This window comes from Sphingobacterium sp. CZ-UAM (genome assembly GCF_002000245.1).
Lineage (GTDB): Bacteria > Bacteroidota > Bacteroidia > Sphingobacteriales > Sphingobacteriaceae > Sphingobacterium.
The window spans coordinates 116,149-140,158 of record NZ_MTCM01000010.1 but is presented as its reverse complement, the minus strand read 5'-3'; the positions used below and the strand labels follow the sequence as shown (position 1 = coordinate 140,158).

Annotated in this window: 19 protein-coding genes; 5 read left to right on the top strand and 14 right to left on the bottom strand. The window is 41.2% G+C overall.

The features are described from left to right. Nucleotides 1-155: 155 nt before the first annotated feature. From BWD42_RS23700 to BWD42_RS23680, 5 genes are all read right to left on the bottom strand, one after another. Nucleotides 156-557, bottom strand: coding sequence for an acyl-CoA thioesterase (locus BWD42_RS23700; RefSeq protein ID WP_077438890.1), 402 nt, complete (start codon nucleotides 555-557; stop codon nucleotides 156-158). A 67-nt stretch (nucleotides 558-624) separates the two neighbouring features. Continuing rightward, the gene (locus BWD42_RS23695; protein ID WP_077438889.1) at nucleotides 625-2,448 is read right to left on the bottom strand and encodes a MutS-related protein; all 1,824 of its coding nucleotides are present in this window, start codon (nucleotides 2,446-2,448) and stop codon (nucleotides 625-627) included. 195 nt (nucleotides 2,449-2,643) lie between these two features. Continuing rightward, entirely contained in the window at nucleotides 2,644-3,300 is a 657-nt protein-coding gene (locus tag BWD42_RS23690; protein ID WP_077438888.1) for a protein-L-isoaspartate(D-aspartate) O-methyltransferase, read from the bottom strand. A 227-nt stretch (nucleotides 3,301-3,527) separates the two neighbouring features. Beyond that, complete coding sequence (gene priA / locus BWD42_RS23685) at nucleotides 3,528-6,011, bottom strand: primosomal protein N' (RefSeq protein WP_077438887.1); 2,484 nt, start codon at nucleotides 6,009-6,011, stop codon at nucleotides 3,528-3,530. 150 nt (nucleotides 6,012-6,161) lie between these two features. Continuing rightward, nucleotides 6,162-6,551 carry a DUF423 domain-containing protein gene (locus BWD42_RS23680; protein WP_077438886.1) on the bottom strand — a complete coding sequence of 130 codons (390 nt, stop codon included), beginning with the start codon at nucleotides 6,549-6,551 and terminating at the stop codon, nucleotides 6,162-6,164. A gap of 268 nt (nucleotides 6,552-6,819) precedes the next feature. On the opposite strand from BWD42_RS23680, the gene BWD42_RS23675 reads away from it, so the two are divergent. The 3 genes from BWD42_RS23675 to BWD42_RS23665 all read left to right on the top strand — a co-directional run bounded on the left by BWD42_RS23675 (nucleotide 6,820) and on the right by BWD42_RS23665 (nucleotide 11,615). Next, nucleotides 6,820-9,459 (top strand): hypothetical protein, encoded by a 2,640-nt coding sequence (locus tag BWD42_RS23675; protein ID WP_077438885.1) that lies wholly within the window; start codon nucleotides 6,820-6,822, stop codon nucleotides 9,457-9,459. Nucleotides 9,460-9,576: 117 nt separating this feature from the next. Then, complete coding sequence (locus tag BWD42_RS23670; protein ID WP_077438884.1) at nucleotides 9,577-10,587, top strand: DHH family phosphoesterase; 1,011 nt, start codon at nucleotides 9,577-9,579, stop codon at nucleotides 10,585-10,587. 23 nt (nucleotides 10,588-10,610) lie between these two features. Then, nucleotides 10,611-11,615 carry an FKBP-type peptidyl-prolyl cis-trans isomerase gene (locus BWD42_RS23665; RefSeq protein WP_077438883.1) on the top strand — a complete coding sequence of 335 codons (1,005 nt, stop codon included), beginning with the start codon at nucleotides 10,611-10,613 and terminating at the stop codon, nucleotides 11,613-11,615. 81 nt (nucleotides 11,616-11,696) lie between these two features. Here the strand turns inward: BWD42_RS23665 and BWD42_RS23660 are convergent, their stop codons facing one another. The 3 genes from BWD42_RS23660 to BWD42_RS23650 are packed head-to-tail and all read right to left on the bottom strand — an operon-like array spanning nucleotide 11,697 to nucleotide 15,239. Beyond that, a complete protein-coding gene (locus BWD42_RS23660; RefSeq protein ID WP_077438904.1) occupies nucleotides 11,697-12,875 on the bottom strand; it encodes an ABC transporter permease in 1,179 nt (392 codons plus the stop codon). 11 nt (nucleotides 12,876-12,886) lie between these two features. Then, on the bottom strand, nucleotides 12,887-13,843 hold the full coding sequence (locus BWD42_RS23655; RefSeq protein ID WP_077438882.1) for an HlyD family secretion protein: 957 nt from the start codon (nucleotides 13,841-13,843) through the stop codon (nucleotides 12,887-12,889). A gap of 1 nt (nucleotide 13,844) precedes the next feature. Next, complete coding sequence (locus BWD42_RS23650; protein ID WP_254846311.1) at nucleotides 13,845-15,239, bottom strand: TolC family protein; 1,395 nt, start codon at nucleotides 15,237-15,239, stop codon at nucleotides 13,845-13,847. Nucleotides 15,240-15,559: 320 nt separating this feature from the next. On the opposite strand from BWD42_RS23650, the gene BWD42_RS23645 reads away from it, so the two are divergent. Beyond that, nucleotides 15,560-16,327, top strand: a complete 768-nt coding sequence (locus tag BWD42_RS23645; RefSeq protein ID WP_077438880.1) for a TatD family hydrolase — start codon at nucleotides 15,560-15,562, stop codon at nucleotides 16,325-16,327. Between the two features lie 13 nt (nucleotides 16,328-16,340). Next, entirely contained in the window at nucleotides 16,341-17,360 is a 1,020-nt protein-coding gene (locus BWD42_RS23640) for an asparaginase (RefSeq protein ID WP_077438879.1), read from the top strand. Nucleotides 17,361-17,456: 96 nt separating this feature from the next. Here the strand turns inward: BWD42_RS23640 and BWD42_RS23635 are convergent, their stop codons facing one another. From BWD42_RS23635 to BWD42_RS23610, 6 genes are read right to left on the bottom strand one after another with little or no spacing between them, the layout of a single operon-like run. Further along, complete coding sequence (locus BWD42_RS23635) at nucleotides 17,457-18,776, bottom strand: bifunctional folylpolyglutamate synthase/dihydrofolate synthase (protein WP_077438878.1); 1,320 nt, start codon at nucleotides 18,774-18,776, stop codon at nucleotides 17,457-17,459. Between the two features lie 11 nt (nucleotides 18,777-18,787). Beyond that, nucleotides 18,788-19,615, bottom strand: a complete 828-nt coding sequence (locus BWD42_RS23630) for an energy transducer TonB (RefSeq protein ID WP_077438877.1) — start codon at nucleotides 19,613-19,615, stop codon at nucleotides 18,788-18,790. 58 nt (nucleotides 19,616-19,673) lie between these two features. Further along, nucleotides 19,674-20,084 carry an ExbD/TolR family protein gene (locus BWD42_RS23625; protein WP_077438876.1) on the bottom strand — a complete coding sequence of 137 codons (411 nt, stop codon included), beginning with the start codon at nucleotides 20,082-20,084 and terminating at the stop codon, nucleotides 19,674-19,676. Continuing rightward, entirely contained in the window at nucleotides 20,084-20,791 is a 708-nt protein-coding gene (locus tag BWD42_RS23620; protein WP_077438875.1) for a MotA/TolQ/ExbB proton channel family protein, read from the bottom strand. Before BWD42_RS23620 ends, BWD42_RS23625 begins: the two co-directional genes overlap by 1 nt. 25 nt (nucleotides 20,792-20,816) lie before the next feature. Beyond that, nucleotides 20,817-22,217: an SPOR domain-containing protein gene (locus tag BWD42_RS23615; protein ID WP_077438874.1), complete on the bottom strand. Its 1,401-nt coding sequence runs from the start codon at nucleotides 22,215-22,217 to the stop codon at nucleotides 20,817-20,819. A 40-nt stretch (nucleotides 22,218-22,257) separates the two neighbouring features. Continuing rightward, on the bottom strand, nucleotides 22,258-24,009 hold the full coding sequence (locus tag BWD42_RS23610; RefSeq protein WP_077438873.1) for a TonB-dependent receptor: 1,752 nt from the start codon (nucleotides 24,007-24,009) through the stop codon (nucleotides 22,258-22,260). Nucleotide 24,010: the final 1 nt, after the last annotated feature.

Here is a 24,010-nt window from a genome sequence, read left to right as displayed (position 1 = left end):
ACGTAATTAAATGATCACTGATCTGTCGTGAAGGACGAGTTTAAAACGGACATAACCTGACGAAACGGATAGATACAAGCAAGGGGTGGATTACCCGCCCCTTCATTGAGTTTCTAGACAGCGCCAATGCTACCTATCCTTCTACAAGGAATAGATTACTCCACATCCAAGCCTTCAAGAACAGGAATTGGCTGCTTGTTTTCATCCAAAGCAACAAAAGTAAAAACACCTTCGATCGCCAGTTCCCTTCCTTCTTTATACATATGCTCCAGAAATATTTCAACTTTCACCTTCAGGCTGGTACGTCCCACATTTTGTACCCGCGCAATTGCCTCAATAATACTCCCGGAAGGAATTGCTTTATTAAAGTCGATACGGTCGGTTGATACCGTCACTAATGTCTTGCGGCAGAATCTCGTTGCGGCCATAAAAGACACTTCGTCCATAATGGACATTGCCTTACCGCCGAATAAGGTATCGTGATGATTTGTCAAAAACGGGAATACAGTTGTGCAGACATGTGTTTCCGATAAATCAATACGTTCTTGTAAAGTCATTTATTGTTATTTTTAAGGATTCAAGAGAGCACAAATGTAAGGCTATCTAAAAACAGTTGAGTCATTTTTATCCAATATTTTCCTCGATATCTACGCCTATCCCCTTCAATAACAAAGATGCGTTGAAGATCTTACACTCTCCTGTTTTCAGCTTATAGTCAAACAGCATCTGCCCTTCATTCACCTGAATATCAAAATGATAATTTTTAATGTCATTTGGAAATTCCTGTTCTAAACTGGACAGCTGGAGATCGTGTGTAGCCACCATACCTTTGCCATCCAAGCGAGCCAGCTGCTTAATGATAGCTCGTGAACCCAGGTACTTATCAACGGAGTTTGTACCCCGTAGCATCTCATCAATCAGAAAGAAACTATCTTTGTGCGAAGCCACTGTATCCAATATAAACTTCATGCGATTGAGCTCTGCCTTGAAGGTGGAAGTACTTTCATTCAGATTATCCCGGATACGCATATAAGATACAAGCTTATAAATCGGCAATTGAAATGACGTGGCAGCAACACTTGCGCCGGCATAGGCCAAAACTGCATTGACACCGATAGTACGCAAGAACGTACTTTTTCCGGCCATGTTGGATCCGGTCACCAAGGCGACCCGATGATCATTACTGGTATAATCGTTGGCAACCACTAACTCCCTTGGGATGAGTGGATGGTAAACACCTTGCGCATCAATTTTGTCCTCACCAGGATTATTTAAGATGACAGGGTAACTATAATCCGGATGGTTCCTTTTCCAAATTGCGAGGCTATTTACAGCTTCGACTTTTGCCAAAGTATCAAACGAATTCAGAATCTCCTGTTCGTACTTGTTTTTCCAGTCGATAATCGCCAGCACCTGTCTAAAATCCCACAGTAAGAAAAGGTTCAGAAATACGCCAACAAAAACATTGTTTCGCGCATCAAGATTATTGATAAGCGCAGCGAGTTTTTTAAATGCTTTTGAAATAGGCTCAGCATGCCCCCCCTGCTTTAATTCATTAGCCATTTCCTGTAAGGAAGCGGATTTCCATGGGTGACTTTCTATAGCTTGTATCGCATCGGCGTAGGAAGCCAGTATTCCGCCAATCTTATCTATCCTTGAAGAAAATAAACCAACACTACCCGCTTTCGCGAAAGCCCAGAGAATATGAAACAAACCTAATATCGTGGCAATTGCTGCAAATTTGGAAATAAAAAAACTACCAACAAGCGCCAACACAAATAAAACGGGTCCGACGTTAACATATATACGCATGAAAGCATTCCCAAAATTAAAATTCCGATCCTGGAAATAATTGGACAAAAAAGCTTTAATATCTAATTTATGATTAAGATTTGCCAGCAGTTTAGCCTGAAAATCCCAGATCCATTCCGATTCATCTTCCAGTTCCTTCGACGCTTCCTGATTACGTTGGATCTGCTCTCTATCCAGAGGAGCATTTAACCAGGATGCCAGTAAATCAATCCCCTGTTTTGTTGTTGAGCGATTCAGTTGGGCAAATAAGGAATGTGCACCAAATACGTCCATATCTGAACTATAAGCATGGCTGCCATCCTCGAAATTCTCTCCATTAGCATACATATTTGATTTTCCACCAGCGATGTTTTGTTCATTGGAGAGCACCTTCAAATAGGCTTCAAAATAGTTCTTTTGAAGCTCCAATTGGCTCTGCCGGCGTACCAAATAGGCAAATAGAAACAACAGCGCAAAGAAACAGAAGAAAACCAATGGAAGACTTTCCAGCTGAAAAGTATAAAACAATAGAGCTCCCCCACCAAGGATGACAAAGAGTCGTGTTAAACTTAACGTATTAACCTGCTTATTTAATTTTAAGACCGTGGCGGCAATTTCTTGATGCTTTTGGTCGTATAATGTCGTTATAGGATTCATTGATACATATTTTTTCTTATTCCATCAGTTGAACAACAAGCGCCCCATCCAAAATCACAACTGTAAGAAACTATAATTTTTAAATAGAGCGAATTCACAAGGAAAAATAAAAAAAACGATATATTTCCATTTACATGTTGTCATAAAGACAAATAAGGGACCGAAGTGCCCTTAAATTTTTCAAAACAATATGAATCACCAAGCCTGATCACCAACCAATGGCACAAAACGGAAAGTGTCTAATTCAATGCGATCAAAATCATTTTCACCTACACGAATTATTGTCACCATTTTCTGAGACTTTTCATCCCCTACCGGAATGACAAAAATCCCGCCTATTTTCAACTGCTTCAACATAATTTCAGGCACAAAGGGAGCTCCTGCAGTCACAATAATCTTATCATAGGGAGCATGTTCTTCAATACCTTTGGAACCATCTCCGAGAAAGAAATTTGCTTTGTACCCCATATAAGGTAATACCTGGATCGTCCGCTGATAAAGGTTTTCCTGACGTTCTATCGTATACACATCAGCGCCAAGTTCGAGCAAAATACAAGTTTGGTAGCCTGATCCTGTTCCGATTTCCAGTACCTTATCTCCTTTTTTCACGTGGAGCAATTCAGATTGATAAGCAACCGTATAGGGCTGGGAGATTGTTTGACCGTCACCTATTGGGAACGCAATATCGCGATAAGCCTGATTCCAAAACGTTTCATCAAAAAAGAAATGACGTGGTACCTTCCCAATAGCTTCCAATACTTTTTGATCTTCAATACCTCTTCCTTTAAGATGCTCGACCAATTTCTTGCGTGCACCTCTTTCCCGATAATTATCAATAAACTTATACGCCATGATGTTTCAAATTTACTTTTAAAAAGGGATATTTAGCCGAACTATTCACAAATCATTTAACATCAAGTCAATACAGGCTGTACACACTGATCATTTAAAAACACTCCCGTATAAAAAAACTAGCCCCAAGATCATAAATACCTCAACATTAGCTGGATCATATCGCATTCAGAACAATTATTATTGCCCCCCTTCTGTATGGAAACTGAACAAACAGTAAGTATTTATTAATAAGGATCAACATCGATCTGCACACGAACTCCACTATTGGCCTTATCCAGTTCAAAATCCAATAAAACCGAGCGAATCAACTCCTTTACTTTGGCAATACTTATATTGGTGCGTTCGATCTTCAATGTAATCGTCTGGATAAAATTATTGCGGACACGGGAGACCAGCGGGGGCTCAGGCCCTAATATCCGGGCACCGAGCTGCGGACGTAAAGCCGCTGCAAAACGATTCGCGGCATCATAGCATTTTTGAAAATCTATATGTTTAATATCAACACGAATAAGCCGATAAAAAGGAGGATACAGGTAATTCTTCCGTTCGGTAATTTCCGTCATAAACATCCCTTCATAATCATTGTTGACGACCTGTTCCAAAACCCGGTGATTCGTTGTATAACTTTGAATAATTACTCTTCCTCCAGCTTCCCGACGGCCAGCACGGCCAGCGACCTGGGAAAATAGGGAGAAAGAACGTTCGTAAGCCCTAAAATCCGGAAAATTAATAATGGTATCCGCATTCACAACACCAATTAAACTTACCCGTCCAAAATCCAGTCCTTTGGCTACCATCTGGGTACCGATCAGTACATCAAATTCATGTTCATCAAAAGCGGTAATAATCTTATCAAAGCCATACTTTCCCTTGGTGGAATCCAGGTCCAATCGCCCAATACGGATCTCAGGCATCAGCAGTTCCAGCTCCTCCTCGACCCGCTCGGTCCCAAAGCCTTTACTTTCGATATGCGGCATTCCACAGGCTGGGCAGACCCGGAGCGGTGGCTCCACATGTCCACAGTAATGGCAATGCATCATATTGGAGCTTTTATGATAAGTTAAACTAACATCACAATTTACGCATTTGGCAACAAAACCGCAGGTATTACATTGGATCATCGTGGTGTGTCCACGTCGATTCTGAAACAAAATAACCTGTCCCTTATTTTTAACAGCTTCTTCAATAGCTTTTAACAGCGTTCCGGAGAAATAGGAGAACATATTTTCCTTTCGTCCTTCCTCGGGAATATTGACCAGCTCAATACTTGGCAGCTGTGCATTGCCATAACGTTCCAACAGCTGCACAAACCCATACTTCTTTGCCTTTGCGTTATAATAACTTTCCAAAGATGGAGTTGCGGACCCCAACAGTACTTTAGTCTGATGTAAAAATCCTAGATATATGGCCGTATCCCGAGCATGGTAACGGGGCGCTGGATCAAATTGTTTATAGGAACTTTCGTGTTCCTCATCAACGATAATAATTCCCAGATCCTGGAATGGAAGAAACACTGAGGAACGTGCACCTATAACAACCTGAAATTCATTTTTCATGACTTTATGCCACACCTCAGCACGTTCATTATCATTGAATTTGGAGTGATAAACACCCAATTTATCGCCAAAGTGCAGTTTTAATCGTGCTGTAATCTGTGCTGTCAATGCGATCTCAGGCAAAAGATACAACGCTGACTTTCCTTCAGCGATTGCCTGTTCGATAAGACGTATATAGAGTTGTGTTTTCCCTGATGCAGTTACGCCGTGTAATAGGGTCACCTCCTTTTCCTCAAAAGACTGTTGGATCTCGCTGTATGCGCGTTGCTGATTTTCATTGAATTGAAAATTAGCATCCAGTTCGATATCTTCTCCCTGAAATCTGGACACGACCTTCTCCTTTATCTCAAACACGCCCTTGTCAATCAACGCGGTAATCGCTGCATTACCGCAGCCGGAAGCCTCAGCAAGCATGGGGCGGGTTATCTCCTCGGTCTTTTTAATAAGCTGCATAAATGCCAAAACCGCATCCTGCTGCTTGGGCGCGCGGTTGAGACTATCCAATAGTTCTCGTTTGGCATCCTCATTTCTAAAGTCTGGCGCAAAACGTAAGAATGCTTTTGTTTTGGGTTTATACCGTTCTGTTATTTCCTCCGAGATCAGCACGATCCCTTTTTCAAATAATTGTTTTAATATCGGAAATACAGTTTTCTGCCCCAGTAACTTCACGATATCATTGACTTTAAGTTCCCCTGCCACCTCCAGGGCCTCTATGATCAGATACTCTTTGTCCGAAAGTGTCGAACGATCAAATTCCTCTGTTATCGAAGAGATCACTTTGGTTTCACTAGCCAGTTTCAACGCCGCTGGAAGCGCAGCCTGCATGACTTCGCCCAAACTGCACATATAGTAATCTGCCAACCAATCCCACAGTTTAAATTGAGCCAGATCAACAATAGGTTTGTCATCAATGATATCTAAAATATACTTTGCTTCGTATTTCAGGGGAGCTTCTTTGCTGATCGATTTTACGACAGCCGAATAAATTTTGTTTCTTCCAAATTGTACAATAACCCGTACCCCAATCTGTATCCGGTCATTCCAGTCAACCGGAATTCGATAGGTATACGTTCTCGCCAGGGCAAGTGGCAGAACCACATCAACAAACAAAGTATCTCTTTCACTAAAAATCGAAGATTGCGGATTGGACATATTTTTTTATTATGGGATAAAAATACAAAAAAAGCGCCACAAAGGATAGTTGAGTTAGGTCCATCAAAACGAAAGCCTTCCCGGATTTTCAATCACGGAAAGGCTCTCTATCTAAACAAGCTGCAAGCTTTATTGTATCCAGGCAGAAAATTATGATTTATTTTTTAGGGCTGCGACAAAAAGGGCAATCCAACCGATGATCAATGATAAACCACCCAAGGGTGTTATAGGACCTAGGATAGCCGGATTTCCAAAGCCGGTTATTTCTCTTACGCTAAGCAGATATAAAGACCCCGAAAAAAACAAAATACCAACAATAAAAGCGATAAATGACACCTTGATCGAATAGGTCTTTGCACGTGAGAAAGTCGATAGGAATAACAGTGCAAAAGTATGATAGAAATGATACTGATTTGCAGTTTTCCAAGTTTCAAGATGATATGTACTTACCTTTCCTTCCAAACCGTGGGCCCCAAAGGCACCTAATATTACAGCTAACGCTCCCAACAACGAAGCGGCTAAAATGATTTTCTTATTCATTATTATAAAGTGAATGCTGAAAACGTGTTTCTTCGATAAATGTATTAAAAACCGAACAAAATAAGGAATATTTTGTTAAATTTATATTACAAATACCCATTATTAGCATGATTTTCTAGTGCTTCCCGCATATTTTTATTAGGTTTGTTTTACAGATGAAACCATCATGCGTACAAGCTGATGATAGCTTCATTATCATAAAAAACAAATTGATTGAAACGTGTTCACTTATACCATTAACGATGAGCACTCATAAATATTTACGCTGATGAAAAAAACAATAATCATCACTATTCTACTGTTCATAGCTGTCATTGTGGCAACGATTTATCTTTTCGGAGATTTCAATAAAAATAACAAACAAGATTCCAAGGCCTTACAATACCTACCAGAAAATACCTTGGCCATTACATCTTTTGCCAATAATGAGGCTGTAGATACAATATTTAAAGATTACGAATTATTTAAAGCAGTTCTGGGACAGGGAAATTTCAGTAACCTAGAGCAGTTAAAAGCAGAATTATTGCAAAACGAACAACTGACACCTTTCGTCGCAGGCCAACAGATATTGCTGTCTTTTCACCAAGAAAAGGATCAGATAACAGCGCTTTATAGTGTGCAGGTCGGACAGAGCCTTGACAATAATACGCTGGAAAAACTGATGGGACAGGTCGGAAACAATTATAAAGTTCAACCCTTCGATACCTTGGGCCAACGGTTCTTTGGGCTCAATAAAGGAGTAAAAGACAGCACACTCTATTGTGCTTATGCACACGAAATTATTTTTGCAAGTTATTCAAAACAGGTTCTTGCACAGATTTTCGATAAGAATGTAAAAAAAATAAACAATAAGCAAATTGAGTTCTTTGTCAATCACAACAATAAGAATACACCACTCAGTTTATATTTTTTCAATGAACAGTCAGCACAAATTGCCCGGATATTGATGAAATCCAAATTTGGCACTTACCTTAATTTAATTGATTCGTTGAAAGGCCAAACTTCCTGGAATATGAATTTCAAACAGGATGCGCTGATCTTTAAGGGTGAGACAGATCTAACAGGGAGCAAAAACAGCTATCTGCAATTATTCGCCAACCAAACTGCTCAAGTACAGGCTTTAGGAAACTATCTACCTAAAAATGCGGCATCTTATATCGATTTTAGCATTTCAGATGCCGCTAGCTTTCATGCAGGATTAAAAGACCTATTGATTCAGCAAAAGGAATATGAGCGTATCAGCAAGAGCATTAAGAATTTTGAAGAGGACAGCAAAGTGTCATTCGACAGTGTGATCACACCTTTGTTTAATGACGAATTCGCTTTGGCGGAATTAGATAATCAAGACGTACTTGGATTAATCAGTCTGTCGGATTCCAGCCTATTTGCAAATAATTTCAAGAAATTCAGTTCCGATGTTGGTGACTCAATCTATCAATTTAAATATTCCCAGCTCCTATATGCCTCCTTTGGCGAACCGTTCAAAAGCTTCACAAGACCCTATTTTACTATCGTTGACAATATTATGGTAGTTGCAAGTAGAACCGAAATTTTACGGGATTATCGGGAGTCATTCCGTGAAAAGCAATTTCTATCGGGCACGGCTATTTTCAAGAACCACGCAGCAATACAAAATAGCCGGAGCAATGTCACCTTTTACTTGGAACCCAAAGCTGCTAAAAGCAATATTTTGGATAACCTAAAATCTGATTATGCGAAGAATTTCAAAGATGAAGAGCAATTTGGTTTCCAGAACTTCTATTCCTGGTCTTACCAGTTGAGTGGCAATCAAGGAACATTCGCTTCCAGTTTATATGGACTTTATAAAAGCGATACACGTCTGGGCGGAAAACCGGAATGGACGGTCCAACTTGAAAACCGCATTATCAATAAGCCATGGATTCTGGATCAGGACGGTAAAAACAAATTTATTATGATCCAGGAACAGGATCACACCGTACATGCATTTTCACCAGATGGAAAGGAGCTTTGGCAAAATCTTTTCCAAGGCGAGATTTTAGGTGAACCGATTCAATTACAAGATCTCAGTATCGTCATGGTCACCAAAAGCCGTCTCTACCGGATTTTGCCTGACGGGAAAAATATCAATGGCTTTTCGGTCGAGTTGCCTTCCAGTGCAAGCTATGGCGCTACTATTACCAACTTCAATAAAGAGCAACGCATCTATATCCCAGCTACGGACCGCATTTTGGCTTACACATTAGATGGTAAGAAAGTGGAGGGAATGGAGAATAATACCGTAGACAGCCGTATTCTGTTTGACCTAAAAACAACTACACTGGGACAAACCAATTACATTATAGCCGGTACCAGTACAGCTTCGGTTTATTTTTTCAATGAATATGGTAAGGTTATCCGTAAGCAAACATTAGATACCGAGGGTGAAAGTATTAAGAACCCCATCGGTTTAGTCGCTGCTTCAGATGAAAAAAATTCATTTGTCTATGTAGCGGATAATAAGGGAAGTGTTTTCAAGGTGCCTTTTGAAGGTGAAGTGAAAAAAATAAAATTGGGTACCTGGGGCAAGGATGCGTTCTTTAATTTCGAAGATATTAGCGGCGGTGCAGATCGCGATTTCATCATTTTAGCCAACAATAAATTGAATGCCTATAGCGCAAGGGACTCATCTTCCTATTTCGAATATAAATTCATTGAGGAAGCGAGCAATAGGCCACTATTCTTTAAACGTATTGGTAAATCCGATGTACTGGGAGTTGGTACCGACAATCGCATGATCTATGTCTTTGGATCGGATGGTTTGGTACAGGAAGGATTCCCAATCGAAGGGTTCTCCAAGTTCTATTATGGACCGATTAACTATGGCGACAATGCGAATTATCTGATTTGCATGAAAAAGGATTTTAAGGTTTATGTATATAAATTTTAAAATATTGAAAATCAAATTTTTAAATCCAAAACAAAACGAAATAGGATGCAGAACATGTTTATAAAAAATTTGTCTAATCTAAATTTTTTATAGTAGGTTTGCAGACTTAATATGACTATGCTAAAATCGGAAGAATTAAAAGAATTATTGGCTGAACCAAAGCGTATTGTAATTACCACACATTACAAACCGGACGGAGATGCATTGGGTTCATCGTTGGGATTATATTTTTGGCTAACCGCAAAAGGACACCAGGTCAATCTGATCGTACCTTCAGATTTCCCTGCTTTTCTAGACTGGTTGCCCGGTTTGGAAAATGTACAGATTTATACACAGGATATCAACTTACACAATCAACAGATTGAAGCTGCGGATTTATTATTCTGTTTAGACTTCAATGGGCTAGCTCGTATTCATGAAATGGGTGATCCTATCCGTCAGGCAAAAGGAATCAAATGCATGATCGACCATCATTTGGATCCGGAAGGGTTTGAAGATTATGCATTTTGGGATCCGTCTGCTGCGGCAACCGCGCAATTGATCTATCGCTTTTTGGTGAATGAGATGCAAGATGCGGATCATATCAGCGCGGATATGGCGACTTGTCTATATACGGGGATTATGACCGATACTGGTTCTTTCCGCTTTCGTTCTACGACATCCGAAATTCACCGTATCATCGCAACTTTGATTGACTGTGGTGCACGAAATTGGGCGATCCATGAAGAAATATATAATAGCTCTTCGGAAAGCCGGCTCAAGTTTCTCGGATTTTGCCTGCTCAATCGTCTCGAAGTTATCCATGAGTACAATACGGCAGTCATTCATGTCACCAAAGAAGACCTTAATCAGTTTCAGGTTATCACCGGAGATACCGAAGGTTTGGTCAATTACGCACTTTCCATTAAAGGAATTCGATTAGCGGCGTTAATTATTGACAGAAATGAACAAATTAAACTATCTTTGCGATCGATTGGAGAAGTTCCTTGTAATGAAATCTGTAAATTGTATTTCAACGGGGGTGGCCATCTCAATGCTTCAGGCGGAAATTCGAAAGATAGCCTTGCTGTTGTGATCGCAAAATTCAAATCGATTTTACCAGATTATAAAGAAATATTAACAAAATAAGATATCGTAACATACATTAGAAAATGAAGAAAGCAATTCTATTTTTCGCGGCTGCCGGTCTTTTGATGACGTCATGCCAAAAATTCAAAAAGGCTGAAGGTGGTCTTGAGTATAAAATCGTGGATGATAATGCAAAAGAGAAAGCAGTATCAGGCGATTTATTAGCACTTGACATTGTACAATCAACAGATAGAGATTCTGTCATGAGCAGCACCTACGAAATGGGAATTCCTCAGATCGTTCAATTATATCCAGACAGTATTATTGCAAAAAATCCAGGAGACCCTACAGGTCTATTCAAATATGTTGGTGAAGGTGATAGCTTGGTTTTCAAAATTAATTTGGATTCTATGGCCGCAAAAACACATCAACCAAAACCAGAATTTGCTGACAAGTTTTTAGTTTTCTCAATCAGAGTTAAAAAGCACTTCAAAAAAGGAAAATTAACAGATCAACAATTGGGTGAGCAAGTTCAAAAATACTTTGAAGAAGAATTGAACAAGCACAAAGCTGCTGAGCCTGCAAAATTGGAAAAATACATCAAGGACAAAAACTTGAAAACAACAAAAACAGCTTCAGGTCTTCAATATGTAATCACTAAACCTGGAACAGGTGCAAATGCTAAAGTAGGGGATTCTATCCATGTAAACTATGTAGGTTCTTTGACTACTGGAAAAGTATTTGATACCAACCTTCCAGATGTTGCCAAGAAAGAGAAAATCTTCATGCCACAACGTCCTTATGAAGCATTGAAATTCCAATTGGGTGTTGACGGTGTTATCCCAGGTTGGACAGAAGCATTCCAGTTGTTCAATAAAGGTACGAAAGCAACTTTGGTCATCCCTTCATCATTGGCTTATGGCGATCGTCCATCGGGCAAGATTCCTCCATATGCACCATTGGTATTTGAAGTAGAGGTATTGGATATCAAACCAGGAAAAGTTCCAGCGCCAGCGCCAACAACTCCGGGTACAGTAGCTCCAACAGCAACTGCCCCTGCTACAAAAGCTCCGGCAGCTAAAAAATAAGTTAGCCAATAAAATCAGCTAACACAAACAAAAGAGCCATTCCAAAAATTTGGAATGGCTCTTTTGTTTGTGAGATATCGATTAAGGCTGAACCTGCTTTTGCTTATCAGCCTGTTTTAATTTTCGGATCTTCCACCATAACACAATAACCGCAAGTACAAAACAGACAATCATAATGATCGTCAAGGCCATCAGCGCTTTATTGGTATGATAGTTTTCCGCATGCTGGATAAATAGCAGTCTAAAAATCCGAAGATAATGTGTTGAAGGAATTACATTGGCTATACCCTGCACCCAATCAGGCATCAGACTTGAGGGCCATGTAAAACCACTCAAGATAAAAGCTGGCGTCGCAATCACCATCAATACTTCCGTTGATTTCAGTTGAGAGGGCAACAGCATACTCACCAGCACGCCTATAAAACATACCGCCAGCAAAAACACGAATGTACATAGTACAAAACGGCCAAAGTCAGCATGGAGTGGCATTCGATAATATTTTCCAAAGCCCCAATACAGTAGCAATATCCCTACCGACATTAGAACATAAGGTAATATCTTGACCAGAATCAGCCCAACCGGGTTCGAAATTTTTCTGACAAGATCGGGGAATGTGTTCCCCTCAAACTCCGAAGAAAAGGATAAGGCCAAGCCGAGTAACAGGACCTGTTGCAACACGGTTATGAGTACCCCCGGCAACATAAAGTACAGGTAGTTTCCACTTCGGATATTTTGCTTTACAATCGTTGTCTTAAACGGTTCATACTGCTGAGCAGCGACCTTTGCCGGTACGCCACGTTTCATTTGTGCCTGAATCTGAATACCCGCTTTCATGGTCATCGCACAAACGTTGACGGCCATTAAAGCGGTATTTGAGGTCAAGGTATTTGCGCCGTCAACAAACACGGTCACCTCTGGCAAACGGCTCTGTTGTACACCTGAAGCAAAGCCCTTGGGGATATAAACTATTGTTGTTGCGTCATGCTGAACGGCGATATCTTTTGAATCAAACAAGGATGGCAATACCTTTGCGACCTGTATGCTTTCGTTGTCTGAAAGCATATCGATAAAGGAACCACTTAAGGGGCTATTATCTTCGTCCACAACAATGACAGGCATTTTAGTCACTTTTCCCTGTTGGTACACATGACCAACCAGCACACCATATAAGACCGGAGCTCCTAAAAAAAGCATCAACAATACCTTATTGTTAAAAAAGAGCTTAAACTCCCGTTGGATTAATTCTAGAAATCTTTTCACACCCATTCCCTTTAATTCGCATGGAGAACTACCAGCGTTTTTGTTAACAAATCTTTTGTTCCTGCAATATCCTCAGGCACGACCTTCAATTCAAAAACTGCTTGCTGTGGATCAAAATCTGGGTAAGCAGAAGCGATATTGGCATAAGAATTCAAGGCTTTTACGCTAACAATCTTGGCGGACACTTTTTTATTGCTCAGATAGGGCACCTCCACTGTCACTGTCGCCCCCTTTTGGAACTTCGCAATCTGATTTTCGGGCAGTGTAAATCTAAAATAAGTAGAACGGTCAAGGGAACCGTTGACAATCGGATAGCCTGCCATCGCCAGTTCCCCCACTTTGAGATTGATCGTCTCAACACTCATGTCCTGTGGTGCAATTACATATTTCTCCTGTGCAGCGACATTAACCTCAGATACGGCTCCAAGTGCCCTTTCCTTTTGCCCTAGTGCCATAATCTGTTGCTCTTGTCTAGCTCCGCCTCTTGCTTCGGCCATTTCTGCCTGAGCAGCGAGGTATTGGTTTTTAGCGCCCTGATATTTTGCGTAAGTTTCATCATATTTTTGTTGAGGGATCAGACTATCATGCAGTAAGGCCTCAAGCCGACTGATTGATTTCTTCGCAAATTCATATTGTTCTTTTAGACCATCCACCTTTGCCTGCAGTTGAACCAGCTGTCCTTTGGTAGCGCCCTTGACAGCCATATTATATTGTGCATCTGCAGACTGTAGGGCGCCTTTCGCCTGCTCCTCCTTTGCGTCCACCTCAGGAATACTCAAAATAGCCAAGGTATCCCCTTCATGTACAAAATCGCCCTCGGCAACCAAGATCTTCGCGATTTTACCCGGTACTTTTGTGACTACAGTCACTTGTTCGCGCTCCACCTTCCCCTCGATGGGTTTTTCTTTCACTTGGTTTGTACAGGAAACAAAAATCGACAAGGATAGTATCCCATATAAAGTTTTCATGTTACTCATGTATAGTTTGTAATAATTTTCCAGATGTGTGTAATAATTCAACCGCTGCATTCCGCTGTTGCAAAACGTTGTTAAAGTAGCCCAGATTGACCTTATACCAGTCGTTTTCAGCAGCCAACAATTCTGTCACGTCAATCAGTCCCGCCTGATATTGTTTTACGGCCATGGATAAATTGTTTTCAGCAACCTTTAACTGCTGTTCCCCTACCTTTAATTTTTGATTTCCGGTACCATAGCCAACTTTATTTTTACTCAATAAGAGGTTCAGCTTTTCTTCCGTATCCTCCTTTTTTGTCGCATTAATGGTTTGATCAAGTTTGACCTGTTTAATTTTGTTATGATGCTCTCCACCGGTATAAAGGTCCCATTTGACGCCCAGTCCGACCATGAGATTCGGACTCCCCTTGATTGAATTTAGTGGAAGGTTTACCGTTCCCAACAACGGTTGGTCTTTAATACTTAATTTTGAATTGAAGACATTTAAGTAATTTGCTGACCCAAAGGCAAAAACAGCGGGCAAAGATCCCCCTTTTTCCTTTTTGTAGAGGTATTCATACGCTTTTGATGAAGCTTCAAGTGCTTTAAGTTCCGATCGTTGTGCGACATCATTTGGTATTTCTGACAAAAATATCGGCTTCAGCCCATAATGAATCTCACCCACCTCCTGAAAAGAAACACCTGTTTCCTGTTCAATTTTCTGACAAAGGAGATCCCGGTTTCCAGCGACCTCAACTTTCTTCTCTTCCAGTTCAAGCAGCGCCAGTTTGAGTTTATCCCGATCATAGGGAATAGCAAGTCCATTTTGAATGGCTTTGTTGACCTTTTCTTGTTCCTTTTTCAACCTCTTTTCCGAATCTGCGATAAGTTTGTCCACTTCATCCAAAAGCATCAACTGATCGAAAGAAGCAATAATATCTTTTGACAGCGTCTCCCGGCTTGCAGATTCCAGATATTGCTGTGCAACAGCCTTCTCCTTTAGCGCCTTTATCCCATTGGGTATCTGTAATCCCGAAAAGATAATCTGTTTCACCGAAACACCAGCATATGCGGCTTGTCCGTGCATGCTAAATCCGGTCGCTCCTTCAAAAAGCCCTAAATTCAGAAGCGGAACATTCACCGTAGGGATATCCACACTACCATTACTATGCACATAGCCATATAATCCCAAGGCCGACACATGTGGTAGTCTGTTGGCTTTTACTCCTTCGGCCTCCAGCCGCGCTTTATCAACCTCATAGGCCTTTAGTTTTAATTCCTTATTTGTCTGAAAGGCTTTTTGAATAACCTCTTTGACCGAAGGATCCACCAACGATTGCGCCTGCAGCTTATTTAAACATATAACCGACGCAAAGGTGAACAACCCCATGCATAGTTTCTTATTCCTCATATGATTCATTTATTCTTTAAAAAATAGGGCAACAACCGTTATACTGTTTAACAGCAAATCATAAAGTATGTTTTACCACACATGATTTTTTCCAAGATAAGAAAAATGTATAGCCCATATATGACTCAAATTCTCTTTTTAGATTTCCCTGGTACAAATATCCCGTAATAAGAGAATCCGTTATTAATTTTCATTTTGTTAATTAATAAGTTATCTTTGGAGAACGAATTGAAATTTTGGTAATGAAGCCTACCTCTTTATTCGAGAATAATAAAAAGAAGTTTTTACCCTAATCCGCTTTTGCCTCCACGCAGAAAACTATGTTGCTTACTGATACACATACACACATTTACTACCACGCAGGTACCGATAAACTTCAAGAACACTTGCAACGTTGTTTAGACAACCATATAGGAAGACTATTTTTACCAAATGTAAATAGTGCTTCCATCAAACTTGTATTCGATACCGTGACGGCGTACCCTGAACACTGTTTTCCTATGCTGGGACTACACCCCTGCGATGTCAAGGAAAACTATGTGGAGGAATTAAACAACATCCAAAAGAGCTTGGAGAACAACAAAGTCCATGCCATAGGTGAAATTGGACTGGATCTTTATTGGGACAAAAGTACGCTAAACATCCAAAAAGATGCTTTTCGAACACAGGTGAAATGGGCTAAGGAACTCGGCTTACCGATAGATATCCATTGCCGTGAGGCTTTCACCGAATTGTTCGAATTATTGGAAGAACTTAAAGACGACAAGCTATTTGGTATCCTTCATTGTTTCACAGGAACATTAGAACAGGCCCAGCATGCGATTGACTTGGGTTTTGCACTTGGCATAGGTGGTGTTGTCACTTTTAAGAAAGCAGGATTGGACAATGTTGTCAAAGAAATCGATTTAAAACATATCGTATTGGAAACAGATGCCCCTTACCTTGCCCCAGTCCCCTACCGCGGTAAGGAAAATGAAAGCAGTTACCTGGTTTATGTCGCCCAAAAGGTTGCAGACTTACATGCGATGTCTATTGAACAGGTCGCAGAAATTACAACAGCGAATTCGAAACGTATTTTTGGTATATAATTTATAGAATCCCATGCACAATATATTTATTATCTACACTGGTGGCACCATCGGAATGGTCAAAGATGAAACGGGTACTTTTGTTCCCTTTGACTTTGAGCTGATTAAACGTAATCTTCCCGATTTAAGCCGTCTGGATTATAAACTGACCGTACATTCTTTCGAGCCGATCATTGACTCCTCCAACATGAAACCGGAAATCTGGATCGAAATGGCCCAGATCATCAAAGATAACTATACCAGCTACGATGGCTTTGTTATTTTACATGGCTCGGATACCATGGCATTTACGGCTTCAGTATTGAGTTTTATGTTAGAGGGACTTCAAAAACCAGTCATCCTCTCTGGCTCGCAGCTGCCAATCGGAGAGATCCGCACGGATGCGCGTGAGAATATGATGACGGCATTGGAAATTGCATCAGCAAAACAAGATGGTGTTTCCATTATCCAGGAAGTCTGTATCCTTTTCGATAACAAGTTGTTCCGTGGGAATCGTTCTTTCAAATATAACTCGGCTAAATTTGAGGCATTTAGGTCGCCTAATTACCCTGTGCTCGTGGAGGCCGGTATCCATCTTAAATACAATAACGATGCGTTATTAAATAATATTGACAAAGAGTTTATCTTACATACCAAGTTGGACAACCGGGTTGCTGTATTAAAGCTCTTCCCGGGGATATCTGCTCAGACGATCAAATCTGTCCTTGATTCGGATGTAAGGTCTATTGTGATGGAAACTTTCGGGTCCGGCAATACCACTACAGACGGCTGGTTTTTGGATCTATTAAAAGGAGCAATAGAACAGGGCAAGAATATCCTTAATATTTCACAATGTAAAGTTGGCTCGGTCGAACTGGGACGGTACGAGACCTCACAGGGTCTGAAAGCCATTGGTGTGCTCAATGGCTATGACCTTACCTTTGAAGCGGCTGTCACCAAATTGATGTATCTTCAGGGCGAGCTCGAAGACCAAAAAGAAGTTGCCTACTGGGTAGAAAAAGATATCCGTGGGGAACTGACAGTTAACGATTAAAAAAACTGTCCAAAAGATAGGATATAAAGAACAAGGATCATGGACTGCGCAGGATAAGCTTAGGCCTATCAAGCGGACGTTTTTGATCCTTGTTCTTTACACTTTAGGTTCGGACTTCGCCGCTATGTCTGCCAGAACCTCAGCCACCACAAAATTACTCCCCCCCACAAAAATCAGATCGCCATTTTCATAGGCCGCTTTAGCTGCTTCAAAAGCTTCCTGTACAGAAACGTAATCTTGGCCATTCAAATCAAAAGCTGTAGCCTCCTTGCGAAGTAAATCCGAAGGCAGCGCCCTAGGCATATCCGGCGCGGAGAAATAATAAAGAGCATCTTTGGGTAGATAAGGTAACATGTGCGATAAGTCTTTATCACGCATAGCTCCGATTACAAAGTGCAATCTGTTATAAGTTGTGTTATTTAAATTCTTTATAACCTCATGAATGCCGTCCTCATTATGTCCCGTATCACAAATGACAAAAGGATCTTTGGACAGCTGTTGCCAACGCCCCTGGATACCTGTGCTCGCCTGAACATTCTTCAAGGCTTCATGTACATCAAGCGGCTTGATTTCAAAACCTTGCTTACGTAATTCATCGACTGCCAAAAGAACGCCGGCGAGATTTTTCACCTGATAAGATCCTTTGAGATCCAATTGATAAAGATCTTCAGCACCATTTGCATCGATCGCTTCAATACTTAGGTAATCCTGATCCACAAGCAGCATTTTCGTTTGATAGACCTGGGAAGCAAATTGGATAGGAGCCTGTTCTACCTGGGCCTTGTCCAAAAATACGGCTGCGGTTTCGGCAGCATATTCCGAAATCACCACCGGTGTATGCTTTTTAATAATGCCTGCTTTCTCCCCTGCAATTTCAGCCAATGTATTTCCAAGCATATTCATATGGTCAAAGCCGATGTTGGTAATGACGGACAGCAGCGGCTGGATAATATTCGTACTATCCAATCGTCCTCCGAGTCCTACTTCAATAACAGCAATATCGACCTTATTTTTTTCAAAATAGTCGAAAGCCATCGCTACGGTAATTTCGAAAAAAGAGGGTTGCACATCCTCGATCAGCGCCTTATGTTGTTGAACAAAATCCGTCACGAATTCCTGTTCACACATGGCACCATTGACACGGATACGTTCTCTGAAATCCAACAGATGAGGGGAAGTATAGAGTCCGGTTTTATAACCGGCCTGAGCTAATATCGCCGCCAGCATATGGGAGGTAGATCCCTTTCCGTTAGTTCCGGCAATATGTAAGGTTTTGATTTTTTGCTGCGGGTTATCCAGCGCACTGCAAAGTTTGATGGTATTATCAAGGTCTTTTTTGAAGGCTGAGGCACCATCCCTTGTAAACATAGGCAATCGAGTATACAGATACTCGATTGCCTCTTTATAAGCATTCATTTGAATGATTTTTATCTTAATCTAAAATTGAATACAATCCGTCCTGTTTGGGAATCCGGTGCATTCGGCAATTGGTTTAACCGTGCACCACGGACGGCACGTTCACATTTCTCTAACAATGTAGGATCTGTAATCGTTGTACCTTTTACGCCCGCACGCGCATAGGTAATAATCCCCTGCTTGTTTACCCTGAATTCAACAGCGACCTTACCGGCCTGTTGACCATTGTCATCGATACTTGGTCGTTGGGTAAAACTACGATTTTCAATGGATAACATCATGTTACCATTACCGGATCCACCCTCGCCGTAATTGCTGGCCAAAGGATCCCCCAGTTTAGAGCCCTGATTTCCCGGCGTTGTACCAGTACCATCACCAGCGCCCTTACCGTTGTTTTTATTTCCTTTGAAAAGCGCTTTTGCATTTGCCTGAGGTGCCACGGCCTTTGTCTCTTTGGTCGTTTCGGGAGCTTTTGACACCACTTTCTTCTCCGTCTTGGTTACCGCTGGAGCTTCTTCCAGATCTTGTGTGACAACCGCTTTTTCAGCAACTTGCTGTGTTGGCGTAGGCGTCGGGGTCTCCACAGGATCGATACGATCCGGACGTTCGTTATTGGCATTGGGATCCACCGAAGGTTCTTCCACACTCATATAATCATCGCCCATCCCTTCCGGAGAGGTACCATAGTTGACAATCATACCGCCCATTCCATACTCATCCGGGGCCTGCGCCTTAAAAACCACAAAGAAGCCAATCAACAGCAGTGATGCCATGACCAATGTAGATATCCCCAAGGCTTTGGGGAAGTTATTTTCTTCGTGTTGAAGATGATATCTCATTGTATAAATCTCCTATATTAACATATGAGCAATAAACTTCAAAAAAGTTTAATTGCCCCTATTTATCTTTTTTGGGTTCTGTTGCCAGCACCACTTTCACTTTTAGACGATTGGCTACATCCATGACTGAAATCACGTTCTGAATGGGAACGGTATTATCGACATATAACATAATTGTCAACTCTTCGCCGCTGGCCATCTGAGATTGGATTGCCGCCTCCAAACCTTCTATTGGAACGGGGGATTTATCGATAAAATAGCCCAATTCCTTGGTGATCGATATAGTAATTGTTTTTTTCGCGACAGATTGTTCACCTGCGCTTGACTTTGGCAACAATAGCTTGACTACTTGCGGGTTCGAAACTGCCGATGCCAACAGGAAAAACAACATCAGGAAAAACATGATGTCGTTTAGCGCTGAAGTATGTACTTCGGCAGAAGGTTTATTTTTTCTACTTCGTAAGTTCATTATCTTCCTGGTTCATCCAATAAATCAATAAATTCTACTGCATCGGTTTCCATACGTAAAATCAATCGTTCAACCATCATATTTAAAATATGATAGCCTAAATAAGCCAGGATACCGACAGCAAGACCCGAAGCTGAAGACACCATTTTCACATATAGACCACCGGATACGGATGCGATATCGATACCACCCGCCAATTCTACCTCGTGGAAAATCTTGATTACCCCAAAGATAGTACCAACGAAACCAAGCATCGGTGCGATACCCGCGATAATACCAAGAATATTGATATTTTTCTCCAATTTGGCAACTTCAAGTTTACCAACATTTTCAATCGCCCCTTCAATGTCTTTGATCGGTCTGCCGACGCGCAATAGACCTTTTTGCAACATACGTCCTAAAGCCGTGTTACTGGAACGACATACAGCCAAGGCTGAGTCCAAATTGCCCGACAATACATTTGCTTTCACTTGTGACATCAAACTATTATCGTATTTGGCCGCTCTGCGAATAGTCAGGTAGCGTTCAAAAAAGATCACCAATCCAATAAAGAACAATAATAGGATTGGAATCATTATCCATCCCCCTTTGATCATCATATCGATCAAACTCATGTTTTCTGTACTAGCAGCAGCAGGTAATGGTTGTTGCGCAGCTTGATTAAACGTATCTACAGCAGCCTTTGCTGTATCTTGCACTAATGACATAATTATTAATAGTTTTATATAGTTTCTATAATGTTTCTACCCAAGCACCTTCAATTTTTTTCTCTACCGATTTCTTAGCGAGGTCAGCCTCCGTTTTTGTCATGTAGGTATTCAAGATGATTTTCTTTCTATTCCTTTTATACTTTCCTTCCACAGCGCGTGCAGTCTTGTAGCCCAGCGCACGGAGACGTTTCGCCTCTTCCTCTGCCTGCAGCATTGTACGCGCCGAACCAATAACGACCTGATACTTTGGTTGTGCTACAGGAATAGATTCTTTGATAACCGGATCAGCCTGCAAAACCGGCGTCTTTTCTGGAGTCTTGTTACCAACAGCTACTGCTGTACCTTTTAATGAATCTGTTTTTGATTTTGCTAGAGTATCCAGTTTATTTAAACTATCCGCCGCAAACACATTGCCTGTTGTATCATTGGTCGACAAATTATTTTTCTGCCCAATGGTATCAACGCCAGATTTCAGGGCTGGTTGTGTTCCCCCAAACAGTGAATTTTTCAAGCCCGGGTTGGTATATAAGACACCCACGGCAATCATGACCAATACTATAGCCGCTGTTAGCCAGTACCAGATCGCATTTGAATTGCGTGATTCCTCCTCGTAAATATTAGGAGCATAAGTAGAATTTGCTGCGGCAATCGCACCAATTTCTTTTTGCTCAATTTTCTCCGCCTCTGCGGCGAGCTGGTTATCGTTATCCTCAGCTACTGCTGACATAGCTGCAGTAGCTACAGGCTCAGCTTCAACACTGGAATCCTCATCCACAGTATCCTCCTCTTCAGTTGGAGCCATAGGTTCAACCGATTCAGTAACTGGTTCAGCGGTTGCAAAAGTACCCTCGCTTGCTGCGTGCAACGCATGCTGCTCGTCCGCAGCTTCTTCTTCGATCTGAGTGTCGCTGTTAAAGACAACTATCTCCTCATCGTTCTCTTCTTCGGCAGGCTCCGGAGTGATCGGTTCGTCTGGTTCAGCAAGCCTATGTTCGTCCTCCCGCACCGGAATAACGGTTTCGATTTCCGGGCCAACAAGATTGACCACAGGCTGAAAATCAAAGCCCGATAAGTCCAAAGGCTTAAATACCAAACTCGAACCATAACTAATCAATAGACCGAGATCATCAAGTTTCACCTGACCAAATTGTCCTAAGTCATTCCTTAATCCCCCGACAGTATCATCAAGAATTTGCTGCGCCTGCCCCAAACTCAAATTTTCCTGTTGTTGGATATAATGCACAATATTGAATCCATGTTGTGCAGAATAATCCAGTTCGACATAGGATATAGGCGGCAAAAACACATTGTTCTGTTTATCAAATTGGGCCGGAGAATGAATTCTTTTGAACACACCTATTCCGGGCACGTATACATCTGCATAGCGCCTTAATAAACTGTTGATGTTTTTGCCTAGATTCATTGTTCTATGATTTAAAGTGCAAATTTATAATCTTAATTCGTTAAAACGAATAATTAAGACCACCAATTACATTGAATCCCAATCTTGGGTAATACATGTAACGCTGATATTCCTTCCCAAAGATATTATTTGCTTTCACGAAAACACCAAATTGTTTTTTAATTCGGTATTCAGCACCAGCATTTAGATCCGCAAAGGAAGCGATGGTCACTTTGTGACCGCTATCCGCTATACGGCTCCCGTCGGTGTTATAATCGTAAACATATGCATAAGTATTGCCTTGGCTGGAAAGCTCGGCATCCACAAAGAATTTATCTGAGATATTGAAACGCGCATTGGCCTGTAACCTAAATTTAGGTAAGCCCCAAGCCTCTTCCTCGTCGCTCAGGTTATAGTCATCAATAAATACTTTACCACCTAGATTAACCAACTGAGACAGGCGTACATTGATCTCCCCTTCCAATCCCATATGCTTCGCTTTGTTGATCTGGCCATCATAAACCACATCAAAAGCCCAAGGAATATACCCACCTTGATCATCGCCAAAGGCGCTATTCTTAAACAAAGGTAATCCTTCGATCTGTTTGTAGAACACCTTTACTTTATAACCGAATGTTGCACCGGCGTTGCCTTTCAAACCACCATACACATTCAATTTTTCAATGGAATTGGCGATTCTGACATTTGGCGCCAAATAAGGATTTTCTTTTGCAAAGTTACGGAACGAGCCCTGTCTCACATTACCATTAACACCGGCAAATAAAGAGATGTATTCCGGAGCCAAAGAAAAATCAGCTTCCACCGATGGAAAAACATTGAAACGGGACTCGTCACCAAATTCCGAAGTCAGGTTGGCACCCAAGGTTACGTTATAGTTATCTCCCTTAAATCGGATATATGGATTGATCAAAACCAGATTGTTTTTCACATTCGCCGTGTCATTTTCGTTTTTGACATTATTCATGGTCACACTCATGTTGGCCCCGACATTAAACGCGCTCATGCGTTTGTTTAAATATCCGGACAAAGCGAAAGAATTTTCTTTTGCTTTATAGGCATCCTTGAACAGGTAACCATCTACTTTTGCAGAATAGCTTAGCGCTTGCTCATTCTTTGGGTCAACATTGCTTGCCAGCTCACCGTTTAAATAAATATCGGTAAATGTCTGTTTGTCCGGCGATATATTCAGTAAGGTTGTTCCTGGCTGGTCAAATGTCTGACCATAGAAATTCGTACCATATCTGTTGTAGCCTAAGGTACCTTTTACCGTTACGGCATCTAGCACACGACGTCCAAAAATGCCAACATCCTGTGTACTGAATTTCTGCCCTTCGATATTTCCTTTTTGGCTCAAGTGTTTCGCAAATAAGCCAAAACGTGTATTTTCAAATTGCTCCGACGCCAAGTATGCCTCACCCAGGATCGAGTTATAATTACCTATTCCAAATTTGACATAGTTGCTGCTGTTTTCAAAAGGTTGTGCAAATGGTATCTCCTGCACATTCAATTGTTTCAGACCAGTGTTGATATCCAACTTTTTGTCAATAATATTACCATAGTTTAATTTGGGCTGATATTCCCTTTTGTTGGTCATATCAGGACTACGGCGAATTTTCACAGCATCTGCAAGAATCGGTTTGTAATCACGAACAACATCAAAAGAATCAATAGTGACCGGTTTTTCAGGATCGTTCTTCTTGCCTGTTTCCTGTGCAAAAGAATTCAATCCCACGCCCATCAAAAGCGCTGCTAAGGTATATTTCTTCACATTTCTATTTTGCAACTTCTTCATT